Annotated in this window: 15 protein-coding genes; 3 read left to right on the top strand and 12 right to left on the bottom strand. The window is 61.3% G+C overall.

Features of this window, described 5'->3' with window-relative positions; genetic code table 11:
* Positions 1–271 precede the first annotated feature (271 nt).
* Both ABJP42_RS20510 and ABJP42_RS20505 read left to right on the top strand, forming a co-directional pair.
* Positions 272–1,033 (top strand): DUF6478 family protein, encoded by a 762-nt coding sequence (locus tag ABJP42_RS20510; protein WP_348343793.1) that lies wholly within the window; start codon positions 272–274, stop codon positions 1,031–1,033.
* Positions 1,034–1,044: 11 nt separating this feature from the next.
* A complete protein-coding gene (locus tag ABJP42_RS20505; RefSeq protein WP_348343791.1) occupies positions 1,045–1,425 on the top strand; it encodes a hypothetical protein in 381 nt (126 codons plus the stop codon).
* Between the two features lie 25 nt (positions 1,426–1,450).
* Here ABJP42_RS20505 and ABJP42_RS20500 read toward each other — a convergent pair whose 3' ends face one another.
* The 9 genes from ABJP42_RS20500 to ABJP42_RS20460 all read right to left on the bottom strand — a co-directional run bounded on the left by ABJP42_RS20500 (position 1,451) and on the right by ABJP42_RS20460 (position 12,509).
* Entirely contained in the window at positions 1,451–2,197 is a 747-nt protein-coding gene (locus tag ABJP42_RS20500; protein ID WP_348343790.1) for an isocitrate lyase/PEP mutase family protein, read from the bottom strand.
* Positions 2,194–3,258, bottom strand: coding sequence for a bifunctional transcriptional activator/DNA repair enzyme AdaA (locus tag ABJP42_RS20495; RefSeq protein WP_348343788.1), 1,065 nt, complete (start codon positions 3,256–3,258; stop codon positions 2,194–2,196). The genes ABJP42_RS20500 and ABJP42_RS20495 overlap by 4 nt, the downstream gene beginning before the upstream one ends.
* A gap of 91 nt (positions 3,259–3,349) precedes the next feature.
* Positions 3,350–4,399: a ribosome small subunit-dependent GTPase A gene (gene rsgA / locus ABJP42_RS20490; RefSeq protein ID WP_348343787.1), complete on the bottom strand. Its 1,050-nt coding sequence runs from the start codon at positions 4,397–4,399 to the stop codon at positions 3,350–3,352.
* Positions 4,400–4,616: 217 nt separating this feature from the next.
* Complete coding sequence (locus ABJP42_RS20485) at positions 4,617–5,957, bottom strand: S41 family peptidase (RefSeq protein ID WP_348343785.1); 1,341 nt, start codon at positions 5,955–5,957, stop codon at positions 4,617–4,619.
* A 7-nt stretch (positions 5,958–5,964) separates the two neighbouring features.
* Entirely contained in the window at positions 5,965–7,110 is a 1,146-nt protein-coding gene (locus ABJP42_RS20480; protein WP_348343796.1) for a murein hydrolase activator EnvC family protein, read from the bottom strand.
* A 30-nt stretch (positions 7,111–7,140) separates the two neighbouring features.
* Positions 7,141–8,658, bottom strand: a complete 1,518-nt coding sequence (gene gpmI / locus ABJP42_RS20475) for a 2,3-bisphosphoglycerate-independent phosphoglycerate mutase (RefSeq protein WP_348343783.1) — start codon at positions 8,656–8,658, stop codon at positions 7,141–7,143.
* 110 nt (positions 8,659–8,768) lie between these two features.
* Positions 8,769–9,176, bottom strand: coding sequence for a hypothetical protein (locus tag ABJP42_RS20470; RefSeq protein WP_348343781.1), 408 nt, complete (start codon positions 9,174–9,176; stop codon positions 8,769–8,771).
* The gene (locus ABJP42_RS20465) at positions 9,173–9,421 is read right to left on the bottom strand and encodes a hypothetical protein (RefSeq protein WP_348343780.1); all 249 of its coding nucleotides are present in this window, start codon (positions 9,419–9,421) and stop codon (positions 9,173–9,175) included. Before ABJP42_RS20465 ends, ABJP42_RS20470 begins: the two co-directional genes overlap by 4 nt.
* Before the next feature lie 145 nt (positions 9,422–9,566).
* A complete protein-coding gene (locus ABJP42_RS20460; protein ID WP_348343778.1) occupies positions 9,567–12,509 on the bottom strand; it encodes an error-prone DNA polymerase in 2,943 nt (980 codons plus the stop codon).
* A gap of 227 nt (positions 12,510–12,736) precedes the next feature.
* Between ABJP42_RS20460 and ABJP42_RS20455 the strand changes: the two genes are divergently transcribed.
* Positions 12,737–13,210, top strand: a complete 474-nt coding sequence (locus ABJP42_RS20455; protein WP_348343777.1) for a DUF1203 domain-containing protein — start codon at positions 12,737–12,739, stop codon at positions 13,208–13,210.
* A gap of 135 nt (positions 13,211–13,345) precedes the next feature.
* Here the strand turns inward: ABJP42_RS20455 and ABJP42_RS20450 are convergent, their stop codons facing one another.
* From ABJP42_RS20450 to ABJP42_RS20440, 3 genes are all read right to left on the bottom strand, one after another.
* Positions 13,346–14,212, bottom strand: coding sequence for an amidase family protein (locus tag ABJP42_RS20450; protein ID WP_348343775.1), 867 nt, complete (start codon positions 14,210–14,212; stop codon positions 13,346–13,348).
* On the bottom strand, positions 14,176–14,745 hold the full coding sequence (locus ABJP42_RS20445; protein WP_348343773.1) for an amidase family protein: 570 nt from the start codon (positions 14,743–14,745) through the stop codon (positions 14,176–14,178). Before ABJP42_RS20445 ends, ABJP42_RS20450 begins: the two co-directional genes overlap by 37 nt.
* A gap of 66 nt (positions 14,746–14,811) precedes the next feature.
* Positions 14,812–15,558: a GyrI-like domain-containing protein gene (locus ABJP42_RS20440; protein WP_348343794.1), complete on the bottom strand. Its 747-nt coding sequence runs from the start codon at positions 15,556–15,558 to the stop codon at positions 14,812–14,814.
* Between the last annotated feature and the right edge of the window lie 22 nt (positions 15,559–15,580).

Below are 15,580 nucleotides of genomic sequence, written 5' to 3'. Positions count from 1 at the left end.
ACCGCGCAAACCTCCGCTGCGGCGCGACCAAAAGCACGCCCTGAGGGACAAAACCCCGTGGCAGAAGGCTCTGCCGCAGCCAGCGCCGAAGCGCCCAGTGAAAAACCCTCGTTGCGCAGGCGGATTTCCGGTTTGTTTCAGCGCCCTACCCCGTTAGATTGACCGCAGACACTGGGATCGGACCGGCTTTGCCACTGGGATCCCATACACATGACCTCCGGGCAGAAGTCCGGAGCTAAGACCGAGCAAAACAAAGGTAGCAGAACGCGACATGGGCGGTTTTCTGAACAAGCTGTTGCACCGGGGCGCCTTGCGTCGCTGGCGGCAGAGCGCGGCACAGGCCGCCACGACGCCACTGCCGCAGCTGCGCCAGCAGCGCAACCAGGCCCGTGCCCTGCGCGGCCAGCTGGACCGGCTGATCCATATTGCCGACGGGCGTCTGGCCCTGCCACAGATCGGATCCTCGTTTTTTCCCCGTCCCCATGGCACCGATTGGTCCTGGCGTCCCGAATTGTGGCGCGGCCCGTTGCCAACGCCGGGCCTGTCCTCGGTGCCGTCAAAATCCAATTTGGGCGAAGAAATCACCCTGTTTCATGATTGCGACATCTCGGAACTGACCCTGCGCCAGCTGCGCAACAGCCGCGAAGAAGATCTGGCGCCCTTTGGTCTGCGCATGGATGTTTTCAAATTTGACGGCTCTTTCCTGTCCCTTGTGGTGGATCTGCCGGTCGAGGCCTGCCAAGGCCTGTCGCGCCATCATCTGGTGCGCGTTGACAGCATTATCGAGACCGAAAAACCGATCGAGATCTTTGCCCGGCTGAATATCCGTCACGGTCCCAACACCGAACAATTGGTGCGGGAGCTGCCCCTGGGTGAGAAAAACGTCACCGTGGAATATGACCTCGCCTATTCCGATCTGAACGAAAAACGCATCGAGCGGATCTGGCTCGACCTCATCTTTGAGGCGCCGGATATGAACCAGGTTGTGATGCGCGATCTGACCTTTGCGCGCCACCGCCGCGCCAATATCTGAGGCCAAAAGAGATGAGCGACCTGACCGTCACCAAGATCCGTTTTCGCAATGGCACCTGGGAAGGGGTGATCCAGCACGCCGCCGACACCGGCCTGCCGCCCGACATTCAGGTCCTGTATCAGGATCAACCGCTGGAGGGCGTGGCGGTGAGCGAGGGCAATGCCGCTAGCGAATGGAACCTGCGTATCACCATCCCCCCCCAGGCCATTTCGGATGGGGTGCAGACCTTTGTCATCGCCGAGGGCGGCAGCGGGGGCCAGCGGCTCGACAGTTTCTCGCTGGTTGCAGGCGAGGCGGCGGTCGATGACATGCGGGCCGAGATCGAACTGCTGCGCGCCGAACTCGACATGCTGAAACGCGCCTTCCGCCGCCATTGTCTGGAAACCAGCTGAGACACTTGCCTCGGTGCGCCTGTGATTATTCCAGCGCGGTGAAAGCCTCTGCCAGTTGCTTCATCGCCTTTGCGTATGGCCCCGGCCCATAGCTCGCCCGTGCCACCCCCACCTCGGCCATCGCCGCGAGGGTCATGCCCCGGCGCATCATCACATTGACCGGCAGTGGCGAGCCGGCAGTGATCTGAGCAATCAGACCCGCATCCGTCAATCCGGGGACAAAGAAACCGCTGGCGCCGGCCTCGGCATAGGCCGCTGCGCGGGTAATCGCCTGCTCAACCAGGTCCGCGTGCTTTTCCGCATCGCGCTCTTTCAGGAACAAATCGGTGCGGGCATTGATGAAGTAGTCACTATCTGCCAAGCGCATCGCCGCGATACGTTTGGCTTGGTCGTCGACAGTATAGAGCCCCTCACCGCCGACAATCTGATCCTCAAAATTGATCCCAACCGCGCCGGTCTGCACCAGCCGCCTCGCGTTTTGCGTCAGCGCTGCAGCCTCCACCGCATAGCCGCCTTCAAAATCCACCGTCAGCGGCAGATCACTGCTGGCGGCAATCCGCGTTGCGATCTCCAGCAACAGTTCCAGCGGGATTTCTTCGCCATCGCCAAAGCCCTGCGCCGCAGCGACGGACCAACTGCCAGTGGCCAGGGCCTTGGCTCCGGCGCCCTCAATGGCCTTGGCGCTGCCTGCATCCCAGATGTTATAGAGCACCAGAGGTGTGCCAGATTGGTGCAGCGCGGCAAAGGCGCGGGCGCGATCAGAATAGCTCATGCGGTTAGTCTTTCTGTGTAGCTGGTTTCAATTTCAATCAGGCGCTGTTTGCGCCACAGCCCGCCGCCATAGCCGGTCAGGCTACCATCTGCCGAGAGCACCCGGTGGCAGGGAATGACCACGGCAATCTGGTTGCTGCCATTGGCCCGCGCCACCGCACGGGTAGCCGAAGCACGGCCCATATCGCGGGCAATCTGCGAGTAGCTCCGGGTTTCGCCCGCAGGGATCTGCAACAGGTAGCGCCAGACTTCACGTTCAAATGCGGTACCATGCAGCGCCAAGGGCGTCTCAAACCGCGCCTCGGCCCCGGCAAAATAGGCCGCCAGTTCACTGGCAATCTGCTCAGTCGGGGCGGGGCGACCAAAGCCAATACCGCCGGGCTGCGCCTTTTGCAGCCGCTGCATTTCGCGCGGCAGCGCCTTGCGGTCGGCAAATTCAAGCAGGTGCAATTGGTGCGGGCAACTGATGGCAATCATCGCCCCCAGCGGCGTGTCGATCCAGTCCGCCTGTAGCAAGGCATCCTTGCGAAAACTCCCCGGTGCCATACCAACCAGCCGGGCAAAGGCGGCGCGAAAGGCCGAAGGGCTGTCGAACCCCGCATCAATCTGGGCGGCAATCACCGGTTCCCCGGCCGACAGCGCAGTAAAGCCTTCGCGCAACCGGCGCTGTCGCGCCATTTCAAGGAAGGTCATGCCAAAATGCCGTTTGAAAGCACGGCGCACTGTTGAGGGATCATAGCCAAGCTGCACCAGATCGCCCTCGCGCCAACGATGGGTCGGGCGGGCCTCCAGCGCGTCAACCAGCGGCTGCACCATCGGATCATCCCCGGCGGCGGCCTTCAGCGGCTTGCAACGTTTGCAAGCGCGAAACCCGGCCTCGATGCATTCGCCGGGCGTGGCAAAGAACTGGCAGTTCTCAAACTTGGGATTGCGCGCCGGGCAGCTGAGACGACAAAAGATACCGGTGGAGGAAACCCCTACATAGGCGCGCCCCTCGTAAGAGGCATCGCGGGCACACAGCGCTGTGTAGAGCGTCCGGGAATCAGGTAGGTCAAACATCATGGGGGCAGACTAGCCCCATCCCCCCGCACTCGTCGCCGGTTTCCGGGCGTTAATGTAAAAACCTCCCGATCACAGCTGCGTGTACGCCTCTTTACCGACGGGTTTTCTTGTTGCGTTTCTTGACGGCACGAATGGCCTTTTGCAAAACCTTGCCGCTGCCTTTTCGCTCTGCCAGCGAGGCGGTATTTAGTTGGTCTTCGGTGGCTAGTTTACTCCAGCGGTCCAACCGCGCCTGCGTCACCTCACCGCTGCCCAGCGCCGCGGTGAGCGCACAGCCTGGCTCGCCTTCATGTTTGCAATTGCGAAACTTACACTGAGTGGCCAGCTCGGTCAGGTCTTCAAACAGATCCGCAATGCCGCTTTCGGCCTCGGCCATCTGCAATTCGCGCATCCCCGGCGTATCCATCACCGCGCAGCCATTGGGCAAGAACCGCATATGCCGGTGCCGGGTGGTGTGGCGCCCGCGGGCATCGTCTTCGCGGATTTCGGCGGTTTCAGCGGTGTCCTTGCCAAAAAGCGCGTTTACCAAGGTGGATTTCCCCACCCCGGAGGAGCCCAGGAAGACCAGCGTTTCCCCCGGTTTGCACCAGGGCGCCAGCTGTTCCTTGGCGCTGTCGCTTTTGGCATTGAGCAGCACCACCGGCACCCGCGCCGAGATCGCTTCGGCCTGGGTCACATAGGGGGAGGGATCGTCACAAAGATCCGGTTTGGTCAACAGGATCACCGGCGTCACCCCGGCCTCAAAGCCCAGCGCCAGATAGCGCTCCAGCCGCGCCAGATTGAAATCCGGATTGCAGGATGTGACGATAAAACTGGTGTCGGTATTGGCCGCAATCAACTGCAATGACCGGTCATGCCCCGGCGCGCGGCGTTTGAACAGGCTTTTGCGCTCCAGCACCCGGCTGGAGGTTGGCAGCACCTGGTTAAGCAGGATCCAGTCGCCCACGGTGGCAGCCAGTTTTGGCGGCACCAGCTGATCGATGCCATCGCCTTGCACCCGCAGCCCACTGCGGTGGGCCTCGACAACCCGCGCCGGCGGGGTCTCTTGCAGATCCTCATCCGCCACCTGATCAGCAAAAAACGCTTGCCAGCCAAGCTTCTCCAGCGCGCTCAGCGATTGGGGGTCATCCCGTGGGGTCATTGAAGCGGTGCTTTCTTGCAGAGAGGGCTGCGGGGCGCGGTTTTGGCGTTAAGAATCACAAAACACGGCGCAGCTAAAGCCCCTTTGCCCCCGCGCAGGTCGTAAGCAGGCATGAGCGATGCAAAAAGACCGCCCCCAAAGGGGCGGTCCTGATCTGTGTCAGTGCTGAAATCCGGGCTGAAATTCAGGGACTCCGCCCCTGAGACCTCGCCGCAGATTATTGCTTTGGCCCCAGCGCAACGAGACCCTTGAGGATGTCGATAGCATAGGCCAGCTGATAGTCCTGCTCGCGCAGTTCAGCGGCTTTTTCTGCCCGCTCACGATCTTCTTTGATCTGGCGGATTTCATCCTCGGTCAGGCTGTCGTTGTTGAGGCTGCCGCGCAGGTCCGCCTCGGTGCGGGTGCGACGTGCGGCGCTTTCTTCCTCGGTCTCTTCGGCCTCGGCGGTGCGACGTGGCTGTTCCACCACAATGTCAGGGGAGACGCCCAGCGCCTGAATCGACCGGCCCGACGGGGTGTAATAGCGCGCGGTGGTCAGACGCATGGCGCCATTGCCCCGCAGCGGCATCACGGTTTGAACCGAACCTTTGCCAAAGCTCTTGGTGCCGACAACGATTGCACGGCGATGATCCTGCAGCGCACCGGCGACAATTTCAGAGGCCGAGGCGGAACCGCCATTGATCAGCACCACGATAGGTTTGCCATCCGACAAATCACCTGGGATCGCATTAAAGCGCTCGCCGTCTTCGGGGTTGCGGCCCCGGGTAGAGACGATCTCACCGCTGTCGAGGAAACTGTCAGCAACACTGATCGCCTCGGTCAGAAGACCACCGGGATTGTTGCGCAGATCCAGCACGATGCCGTTGACGTTCTCCATACCGCCCGCCTCTTCGACCTGCTTTTGCAGACCGGCTTCGAGGTTGGGGGTGGTCTGGTCATTGAAGGTGGTGATACGCAGCACCACAGTCTCACCCTCGGTACGGGCACGCACGGCGGTCAGTTTGATGGTGTCGCGGATGATCGAAACATCAAAGGGTTCGCTTTCGCCTTCGCGCACCACGGTGATCACGATCTCAGAGCCAACCGGCCCGCGCATCATGTCCACCGCCTCGTCGAGACCAAGGCCAAGCACGCTTTCGCCGTCCACATGGGTGATGAAATCGCCAGCTTCCATACCGGCCTCATCCGCCGGGGTGCCATCGATGGGCGAGACGACTTTGACAAAGCCTTCTTCCTGGGTCACTTCGATGCCCAGACCGCCAAACTCCCCACGGGTCTGCACCCGCATGCTGGCCGCATCATCGGGTTTGAGATAGCTGGAATGCGGATCCAGCGACGACAACATGCCGCCAATGGCCGCTTCGATCAGCTCTTTCTCATCCACGTCTTCGACATATTGCGCGCGGATACGCTCAAAAATATCGCCAAACAGATCCAGCTGTTCGTAGACCGTCGCTTCGCGGGTCGATTCCTGCGCAAGCAGAGGGCCGGCCACATAGGTTGTTGCGACGATACCGGCCAGCGTGCCGCCAATAGCCGCCATGGCAAATTTTTTCATGAAACCTTCATCCACCTTTTCCGATACGGAACCATGTTTCAGGATCCACCGGGCTGTTGTCCATTCTGACTTCTATATAGAGCGTTTCTGTCCGGTCAGTTCCACCCCCTTCACTGCTAAGTGACAAAATGGCACCAGCCTGCGGCGCAGAGCCGCCCATCAGACCCACCGGAGTGCCTGCTGGAATGACCTGACCGGCCTCACCGTAAACCTCTGCCAGACCTGACAGAATAAAGAGCGTATCCGGCTGCGGTTCAAGGATCACCACATTGCCCAGATCCAGCAGCGGCCCCTGGTAGCGGATTGTTGCCGCCGTCGGCGAAGAGACCAAGGCCCGCGCCCGCGCCGCGACCAGCAACCCGGGCCGGGCAATCCCCGCCGCATCGCGTTTTTCAAAGCCGCGCAAAAGCAGACCTTCGACCGGCAGATCAATCTCTCCGCGCAGGGCGCTGATATTGGCATTGCTGGGGGCAACCGCCTCGGCGCCACCGGCTATTTCAGACAGACCGCTGGCAAAGCCGCTCAGCGTCTCGGTCGAGGAAATCAAAATGGCAGTACGCACCGGGTCCTCGGTAAAGCGCCGGGGCAGATCCGTGCGGTCAGAAATCGCTTTGGAAAGCGCAGTGCGGGCTTCCTGTACACCGGTGAGGCCCTTTTCCAGGGTTCCGGCCGCGCTTTGTTGTAAAATGCGCAGGGTCTGCACCTCTTCCAGATCCCTCTGCAGGGCCTCGGCCCGTGCATAAAGCCCCGGCGTGACCTCCGCCACCATCATCGCCGAACGGGCCGCCCCCAGCGGCCCCGAGGGATGTAACATCAGCACCGGGGGGGCTGATGTTTCAATGGTTTGCAAGATGCCAAGCAGCTCGGCAACGTCATCTTCGCGGGATTTCAACTGCGCCAGAAGCTGCGTTTCCCGCCGCGCCACCCGGCGTAGCCCGTCGCGCATGGCGCCAAGACCCGCCTCATAGGCGCGGACGGTTTCGGTCAGCGCCTTGACCCGGTCGCGCGCACTGTCCGCTGCCTCCAAGTCAACGGTCGCGGCCTCCAGCTGATCCGCCGCGGTCTGCGCCGCATCGGCAGGCGATTGCTGTGCCTGCAGCGGCGCGGCAAGGGCGGTCAGTACAAAGAGAAGCAGCCCAGCGGCGCGTGTCATCATCTGGCTCTGGCCTTTTTGGTCCGGTTGTCAGGTCAGGAGGCTCTCACCGGTCATTTCATCCGGTTTGGGCAGGCCCATAAGCTCTAGCAGGGTGGGGGCAAGATCGGCAAGACGGCCATTGCGCAGAGCCACCCCATCCGGCCCGCCCACCAGCGCCAGCGGCACCAGATTGGTGGTATGGGCAGTATGGGCGCCGCCGGTTTCAGGATCCACCATAACCTCGCAATTGCCGTGATCCGCCGTGACCAGCATGGCGCCACCAGCCTTTTGCAAGGCCGCAACCACCTGCCCCAGCCCTTGATCCACCGCCTCGCAGGCCCTGATCGCCGCCCGAATATCGCCCGTGTGCCCCACCATATCCGGGTTGGCGTAGTTGGTGACAATCAGGTCATAGCCCGCCTCAATGGCGGCAACAAACTTCTCTGTCACCTCTGGTGCGCTCATTTCGGGCTGCAAATCATAGGTCGCCACCTTGGGCGATTTGGGCATGGCCCGGTCTTCGCCCGGTTCCGGCTCTTCCTTGCCACCATTGAGGAAGAAGGTCACATGCGGGTATTTCTCGGTCTCCGCCAGCCGGAACTGGCGCTTGCCCTGTTTGGCCACCCATTCACCTAGGGTATTGACCAGCTCGGCCTTGGGGTAGGCAGTGGTCATGTAGACATTATGAGACTTGGAATAATCCACCATACCCAAAAGCGCTGCCAGTTTGGGGCGGGAGCCCGTGTCAAACTCGGCAAAGCCCGGCTCGCCAATGGCGCGCAGGATCTCACGGGCGCGGTCGGCGCGGAAGTTGAGGCAGAAAAACCCATCACCCTCCTGCGCCCCTGCGTAGCCACGCACCACACTGGCACCGATGAACTCATCGGTCTCCGACTGGTTGTAGCCATGGGTCACCGCATCATGGGCATCCGCGACGCTACGTCCCTCGCCCTTGATCATCGCCGCATAGGCCTCACTGACCCGCTCCCAGCGGTTGTCGCGATCCATGGCAAAATAGCGCCCGGTGACAGTTGCCACCTTGGCACCCTGTGGCAGGCCCTCGTTCAGCTGTTCAAAATAGCCATAGGCAGATTTTGGCGCCACATCGCGCCCATCCGTGATCGCATGCAGCCAGACCGGCACGCCTGCCTCCGTGATGGCGCGGATGGCTGCCAGGATATGGTTGATATGCCCATGTACGCCGCCATCCGAGACCAGCCCCATCAGATGCGCCGCGCCGCCGCTTGCTTTCAATTTGGCGATAAACGCCTGCAGCGCCACATTTTTCTGAAACGAGCCATCCTCGATCGCCAGATCAATCTGCCCCAGATCCATCGCCACCACCCGGCCAGCACCAATATTGGTATGGCCCACTTCCGAATTGCCCATCTGGCCACTGGGCAGGCCAACCTCTGGCCCATGAGTCACCAGCCGCGCCTGCGGCCCCGAAGCCATCAGAGCATCAAAATTCGGTGTCTGCGCCAGATAGGGCGCATTGGCCTCTCCCGGTGCGGCACTGCCCCAGCCATCAAGAATACAAAGAACGACAGGTTTGGGCGTGGACATATCAAGGCTCCGGGTCTGGACGGTAGAAAGGCGTTGTCAGCCTTCTACCCGCTTGCCCGCCCGGGGTGAACCACCAAGCTGTCACAGGGGCGAAAACAGCACCGATACAGTCAGCTCGGACGCGGCAACAGCGGCACCCGGTGTGCCAGATCAGACCCCAGAAATTCGGGCGAGAAATACTGCGCCATCACACCTGAGGTCAGCAGGTCGTCATTTTCCGCCAGGAACTGCGCAGTGCTCTCATAGGTCTTGGTCGCCGCCCGCTCTGCCGTCAGGCTCATAAACCCCAAGGTAACGGTGGCATTGTATTTCTCCGGCACCCCGGCGGCCTCGGTCAAGGCCCGCAGCCCTCGCGCATAGATCGCCATGGCTTCAAAGGTCTCATGCCGGGTGACCATCTCATAGGCCACCCCAAGATGGGCCCGATGGCTAAAGCCCTCGGGGCCCAGGCTTCCGGCGCTCAGCTCCTGCGCCATCACCGCATAATCGCTGCGTTCACCGCCAGTTTCGCTGCTCATTTTGGATCCTCTCTCAAGCTATGGCTGTCTTCTGCCCGCAGGTCGAGTTCATAGACCCCGCGTAGCGCTTCGATCTTTTTCAATGTCTCTTCCGAGAAGGGCGCTTTGCCCTCAAAGGCGTGCAGAACCGTGCCCTCCACCAGCTCGGCCACCGAAATATCCAGGTATTCCGCCAGCGCCTTCATGGTTTTTAACAACCGCGCCTCAAGACGCAGGCCGGTTTGTACGCGGGTGACTGTTTTCATCGCGATCTCCTGTGCAGAACCTCCATATAGGTGGATTCCACGTTAGTATCAAGGTACCAAGGTACCATCGCGCCTCTCCCGATCTCCGCGCCTAGACCCCTGTTGCAAATACTCCCGCCAGCCCGCATCACCTTTCCATAAATATTCAATCCTCCCCCCTGCCGCCCGCAGCGCCACCAGCGTTCTGCGGCGTCAGCAGATGCCTGAGCAACGCCACAGGATGCGCCTTCAGCGACAACCGCATGGCGACATAATCCTCCACCACCTCCTCACCGATGCGCATCTGTGGCAGATGCGCGGCGGGCTCATGAATGCTCTCGCCCTCCATCTCGCGGGCAAAGAGCGGCAGCGGTTTCTTGGCAGTGATCGCCTTGGCAGCCCAAAGGGCGTCACGTCGGCTCAGCCCCAGCGCGGCAAAGCCATCGGCCTCGGCCAGGCGGGTGATCACCGGCGGGCTGAGGCCTGCGCGACGCCACAGGTCCTCGACCTCCATGTAGCCATTGCCCCGCGCCGCCGTCAGCCAGCAGGCGTCTTCTTCGCTGAGACCCTTGATCTGGCGAAAGCCCAGGCGCAGCGCCAATCCGCCCTGCCCATCCGGCTCCATCACATTGTCCCAGAAACTGGCATTGATGCAGATCGGGCGCACCGTGACGCCATGTTCGCGGGCATCTCGCACGATCTGCGCCGGGGCGTAAAACCCCATCGGCTGAGCATTCAGCAAGGCGCAGGCAAACAGCCCCGGATGATGGCATTTGATCCAGGCTGAGGCATAGACCAGAAGCGCAAAACTGGCGGCATGGCTTTCGGGAAAGCCATAGGAGCCAAAGCCCTCAATCTGGGAAAAACACCGCTGCGAGAAATCATCCTCATAGCCATTGCGCTTCATGCCGCGCAGAAACAGGCTGCGAAACTCGCTGACATTGCCGTGGTTCTTGAAGGTCGCCAGCGAGCGCCGCAGCCGGTCGGCCTGCTCGGGCGTAAACCCTGCTCCCACCATAGCGATCTGCATCGCCTGCTCCTGAAACAGCGGCACACCGAGGGTTTTGCGCAGCACCGCGCCCAGGGCATCCGAGGGGTATTCGACGCTTTCCTCGCCGTTGCGCCGCCGGATATAGGGGTGCACCATATCACCCTGGATGGGACCGGGGCGCACGATGGCCACCTCGATCACCAGATCATAAAAGTCGCGCGGTCGCATCCGTGGCAGGAAATTCATCTGCGCCCGGCTTTCGACCTGAAACACGCCAAGACTGTCGGCCCGGCACAGCATGTCATAGACCTGTGGGTCTTCGGGCGGCAGGGTGGCCAGATCATAATCCAGATGGTGATGCTGGCGCATCAGATCAAAGGCCTTGCGGAGACAGCTGAGCATGCCGAGGCTGAGCACATCCACCTTGAGAATACCCAAGGTATCAATGTCATCCTTGTCCCAGCAGATCACCGTGCGCCCCTCCATCGCGGCGTTTTCAATCGGCACCAGCTCGTCCAGCCGGCCTTGCGTGATGATAAACCCGCCCACATGCTGGCTCAGATGGCGCGGAAACCCGATCAGTTGCTGCACCAGCTCCAGGGTCTGGCGCAGGCGCGGGGCATTGGGGTCCAGGCCGATCTCGGCCAGACGCGCGGCAGCGCTGCCTGAGCGGTCAAACCCGCCCCAGAGCTGCGAGGACAGCGCGCCTATAGTATCCTGCGACAGGCCCATGGCGCGACCCACCTCACGGATGGCGCGTTTGCCGCGATAATGGATCACCGTGGCGCAAAGCCCGGCGCGGTGGCGGCCGTAGCGCTCATAGATCCACTGGATCACCTCCTCGCGGCGCTCATGTTCAAAATCCACATCGATATCCGGTGGCTCGTCGCGCGCCTCGCTCACGAAGCGTTCAAACACCATGGTGCCCATTTCCGGGCTGACCGAGGTGACGCCCAGCGCATAGCAGGTCACCGAATTGGCGGCAGACCCCCGGCCCTGGCACAGGATCCCGCGCGAGCGGGCAAACTGGACGATGTCATTGACGGTGAGAAAATAGGGCTCGTATTTCAGCCGGGCAATCAGCTGCAGTTCATGCTCCAACATGGCGCGTACCTTTGGCGAAGCACCCCCGGGGTAGCGCCAGCGCAGCCCCGCCTCGGCTGCGCGGCGCAGACGGGTGCTGGGGCTCTCGCCCTCCAGCCCTTCGTCCGGGTAATCATAGCGCAGCTCATCCAGGGAAAAATCCAGCCGCTGCGCCAGGTCCTTGGCGGCGCAGAGGGCCTCTTCATAGCCGCGAAACAGCTGCGCCATCTCGGGCGGCGCGCGCAGGCGTTGCTCGCCATTGGCCAGGGCAGCGCGACCCAGATCCTCAACCCGGCAGCGCAGGCGAATGGCGCTGAGCACATCCGCAAGACGGCGCTGGCTGCCGTGATGCATGCGCGGAGCGGCGCCGGCCAGCAGCGGCAGGTTCAGGTGCCTTGCCCAGTCTCGCACCTGGATAAAACGGGTCTGATCCCGGCCGTCATACTGCGGCGCCAGCATCAGGTGCATCTGCCCGGCAAAGCGGCGCGTCAATGCTTCTATATGTGGCCCCCACCCGCCCGCGCCGCCGGGCTGGTGTTGCGCCTGTGGCACCAAGAGCAAGTGGAGATCACCTGCCCCCTCCAGAAGGTCCGACAGATAGAGCAGGCAGTCCCCTTTGGGCGCCCGCAACCGTCCCTTGGATAGCAATCGCGTGAGGCTGCCCCAGCCCGCCCGGCTCTGCGGCAAAGCAATCACCTCAGGTGCATCGGCAAAAACCAACCTGGCAGCTGGCAGCAAACGCACCCGATCGTAGACAGGAAAAGACAGCGCCTGCGATACATCTGCCTGTAGTAAACCTGCCGGGCGCGGCGGACCAATTTCGCCGTTACACCTGTCCCAGCTCTGCCGCTCCTGCACCCGGCGGGCGATGTCACGACACGCGGCATGGGCCCGCACGATACCGGCAACCGAGTTCACATCCGCAATGGCAATATGCCGGAGCCCCAGCACCAGCGCACGACTGATGTAATCCTCCGGATGCGAGCCTCCGGTGAGAAAGGTAAAGTTGGACAGGCAGGCAAATTCAACAGACATGCCCGTTACAATATTCCCGTTTTGTTCTCATTGCGAGTCCCGACATGTCGCGCCCCGCGCAGCCCTCCCTCGGAGGGCTGCGCGCTGGGCCCAACGGGTGGACCCTGCATCTAGGATGCAGGGTCACCGGGCGGGAGAGTTTGTTTTTCTATGCGCAGGAAACGGGTCGATTGCAGCAGGCTATCCAGGCCAGAGTCCACAACAGAAAACAAACACAGGACACTGTAATGACCCGAATCACCGCCCTTCCCACCAAAATCACCCGCCACCTGCAAAACGGTGGACAGGACGCCCATGGCCAGCCACCCGAGCGCGCCATATCGAACGGCCACGGCACCCCCTGCCGCCACTGCCTGCAGCACATTCCAAAAGGCGCCGAAATGTTGATTCTGGCCCACCGCCCCTTTGCCGAGGCACAGCCCTATGCCGAAACCGGCCCCATCTTTCTCTGCGCCGATCATTGCATGCGCCACGACAGCACCGAACTCCCCGAGGTGCTGACCACCTCCCCCGATTACCTGATCAAAGGCTACGGCGCCGATGATCGCATCGTCTATGGCACCGGCATCGTGATCCCGCAGCCAGAGATGATGCAGCAGGCCAAAACCATTCTGACAGATGAGCGGGTTGCCTATGTCCATATCCGCTCTGCCCGCAACAATTGCTACCAGGCCCGGATCGACCGCGACGAACCCGGCTAAATGTTTCGCCCGCGAAACAAGGCAAGGATCTGGCAAGAAAGCTGGACCACAGCTTAACCCGCCGCGCGCCGCTTCAGTAACGCGTCGGCGAAGGCTTCTCTCTAGCCGCACGTTTTCACCTGACCTCTGCGCAGCCTACCGCTGTGCAAGCAGGGGACAAACCACAGCCTGTAGCTCATCCTGCAGCAGGCGCGCGGTCCGAAGCAGCTGAGCCTCGCTCCCCTTGGCGCCAATCAGCTGCCCCCCAACAGGCAGGCCATTTCTGTCGAGACCCAAAGGTAGGGTGACAACCGGATGCCCGGTGAGCGAGATCGGCGTCACAAAAGAGGTCAGTGCATCAAAGTAGTTGACCGGCTTCCCATTGATCAAAAGCGGATCGGCATAATCGCGCACACCGTTCTGGTCCCGGGTTGGCTGCAAATGTTTAAATGCCGAGACCGCTGTGACCGGCAGCAGCCATACCGCATTATCGGCCAGAAAAGCATCCAAGGCTGCCGAGAGAACATGTTTCTCTGTGAGCGCTAGATCATAGCGCTTTTGACTGTGGCGGTAGCTCTGCAAGACATTGGCCAGAAACTCTGGCGATCGCCGCGCACTGGCGCGGCCAAAGAGCCGGGCCAGAAATCGGGAAGAGGCGGGCATCAACGCCCCGGTCTCATAGCCCATGATCTCGCCAAAGGCGCGCCGGGCGCGGCTAAAATCAAACCCCTCTGGTGCAGCTTGTGCCACCTGAAATCCGGCCCTGTGCCAGCCACGAAGCGCCGTGCGCATGCATTCAGAGATATCCTTACAGACCTCCAGCCCACCGCTGTCCATGCTCCACAAGAGCTTTGGCGGCGCGGCAGGGCTTTCTCCTTCTGGTGCAGGACCGCGCATATGCTCCCAGATCAAACCCAGATCCTCGGGCTGACGGGCAATCGGACCTATGCGGGCAAAATGTTTGAGCGGCGCGGCCCCGTTTGCCATCATGCCTTCAGTGGGCAGGGCATATTCTGTGGGCAACAGGCTAAAACACCGCAGAAAGAGGCGGGAATTCGCAAAGATCCACTCAGGTCGGTGCCGATATCCACAAAGCTCAGCCCTGCGGCAACGGCAGCGGTTCCGCCGCCGCTGCTGCCGCCACTGGTATAGGCAAAGTCCCAGGGATTGTTGGTGGTGCCGAACAGCGGGCTGCTGCATTGAAAATCCATCGCAAAGGGTGGCAGATTGGTCTTGCCAATCACCTGCGCCCCGGCCTGCAGCAGGTTTTCCACCACTGGAGCGGTCTGAACCGGATAAAAATCCCTGTAGGCTTCAGAGCCAAAGGTACAGGCCAAACTGGGAAAATGAATTTGGTCCTTCAACGTGATGGGCAGACCCGCCAGTTTCCCCCAGCTGTTGCCCGGTGGTGGCACATTTGTGGCTACAACCGCGTTAACTTTTGGGTTCAGATGCGCGATGCGGCCCAGCTGGTGTTTCACAACCTGGGTGGCTCTGATTTTCCCGGCGTTCAAATCCGCAACGATCTTAGTGGCACTGCGTTGATGAAGGGACATTTTGCTGATCCTCGCATTTCGATTCCGCATCGAAATATCAAGCGCAGGACGGTCCCGCTGTTCCGATCATGCTTTTTTGATGGGGATGTAGATCCGGGTGCAATTGGCCCCCTGATCGCCCGCTGCCTCGGCTGCCAGATAGGCTTCAAAAGGCGCCTCATCCCGCAGCTCATGTTTCGTTTGGGGCAGCCAGTTGCGATAAATACGGTTCCAGGTCTGATAGAGAAACTGATAGTCGCCCCGATGTTCAAAGACCGCCCAGCTGCCGCCTTCAAACCTGTACCAGTCCGGGCTCCAAAGACCTGCGCCCGGTGCCGTGTAACCGCCACCAAACCAAACCGGAACGGTGTCGTCGTTCAGGCTTTGGGGAGTGCTTGGAAAGCAACTCATCAAGAACAGATCAGGCGGGCATATCTGCGCCAAAAGGTTCGCAAACTGCTGGCCAATGTCATGATCTTTCTGGCGAAAGAACTGCCCCTCAAAGGTCCCTGATGATGGGCGGAACTGGAAATGGAACGGTGCCAGGTCGACAATCTCCACCGGATCAATAGCAGTTGCAGGCGGGGCGCTGATCAAAAACCGCCGATCCTGGTCGCGCCCCTGCCGGGCCATATTGGGCGCGGTTCGAAAGGCAGAGGGGCTCACACCAAACTGCCTTTTGAAAGCCTTTGAAAAGGCGCTATGGGTTTGAAAGCCACAGTTCAGCGCCAGGTGCAACACGTTGCAGTCCGGGGTGTTTTCCAGCTGAAGTGCTGCCGCTTCCAGGCGGCGCGCAGTGCATACTGGCTGACGGACTCGCCCATATAGGCGCAGAATAACCGCTGAAAATGAAACA

This window comes from Pseudophaeobacter sp., from assembly GCF_039971195.1.
GTDB lineage: Bacteria > Pseudomonadota > Alphaproteobacteria > Rhodobacterales > Rhodobacteraceae > Pseudophaeobacter.
Note: the sequence above shows the minus strand (reverse complement) of the source record. Positions and strands in the feature narration are given on the sequence as shown.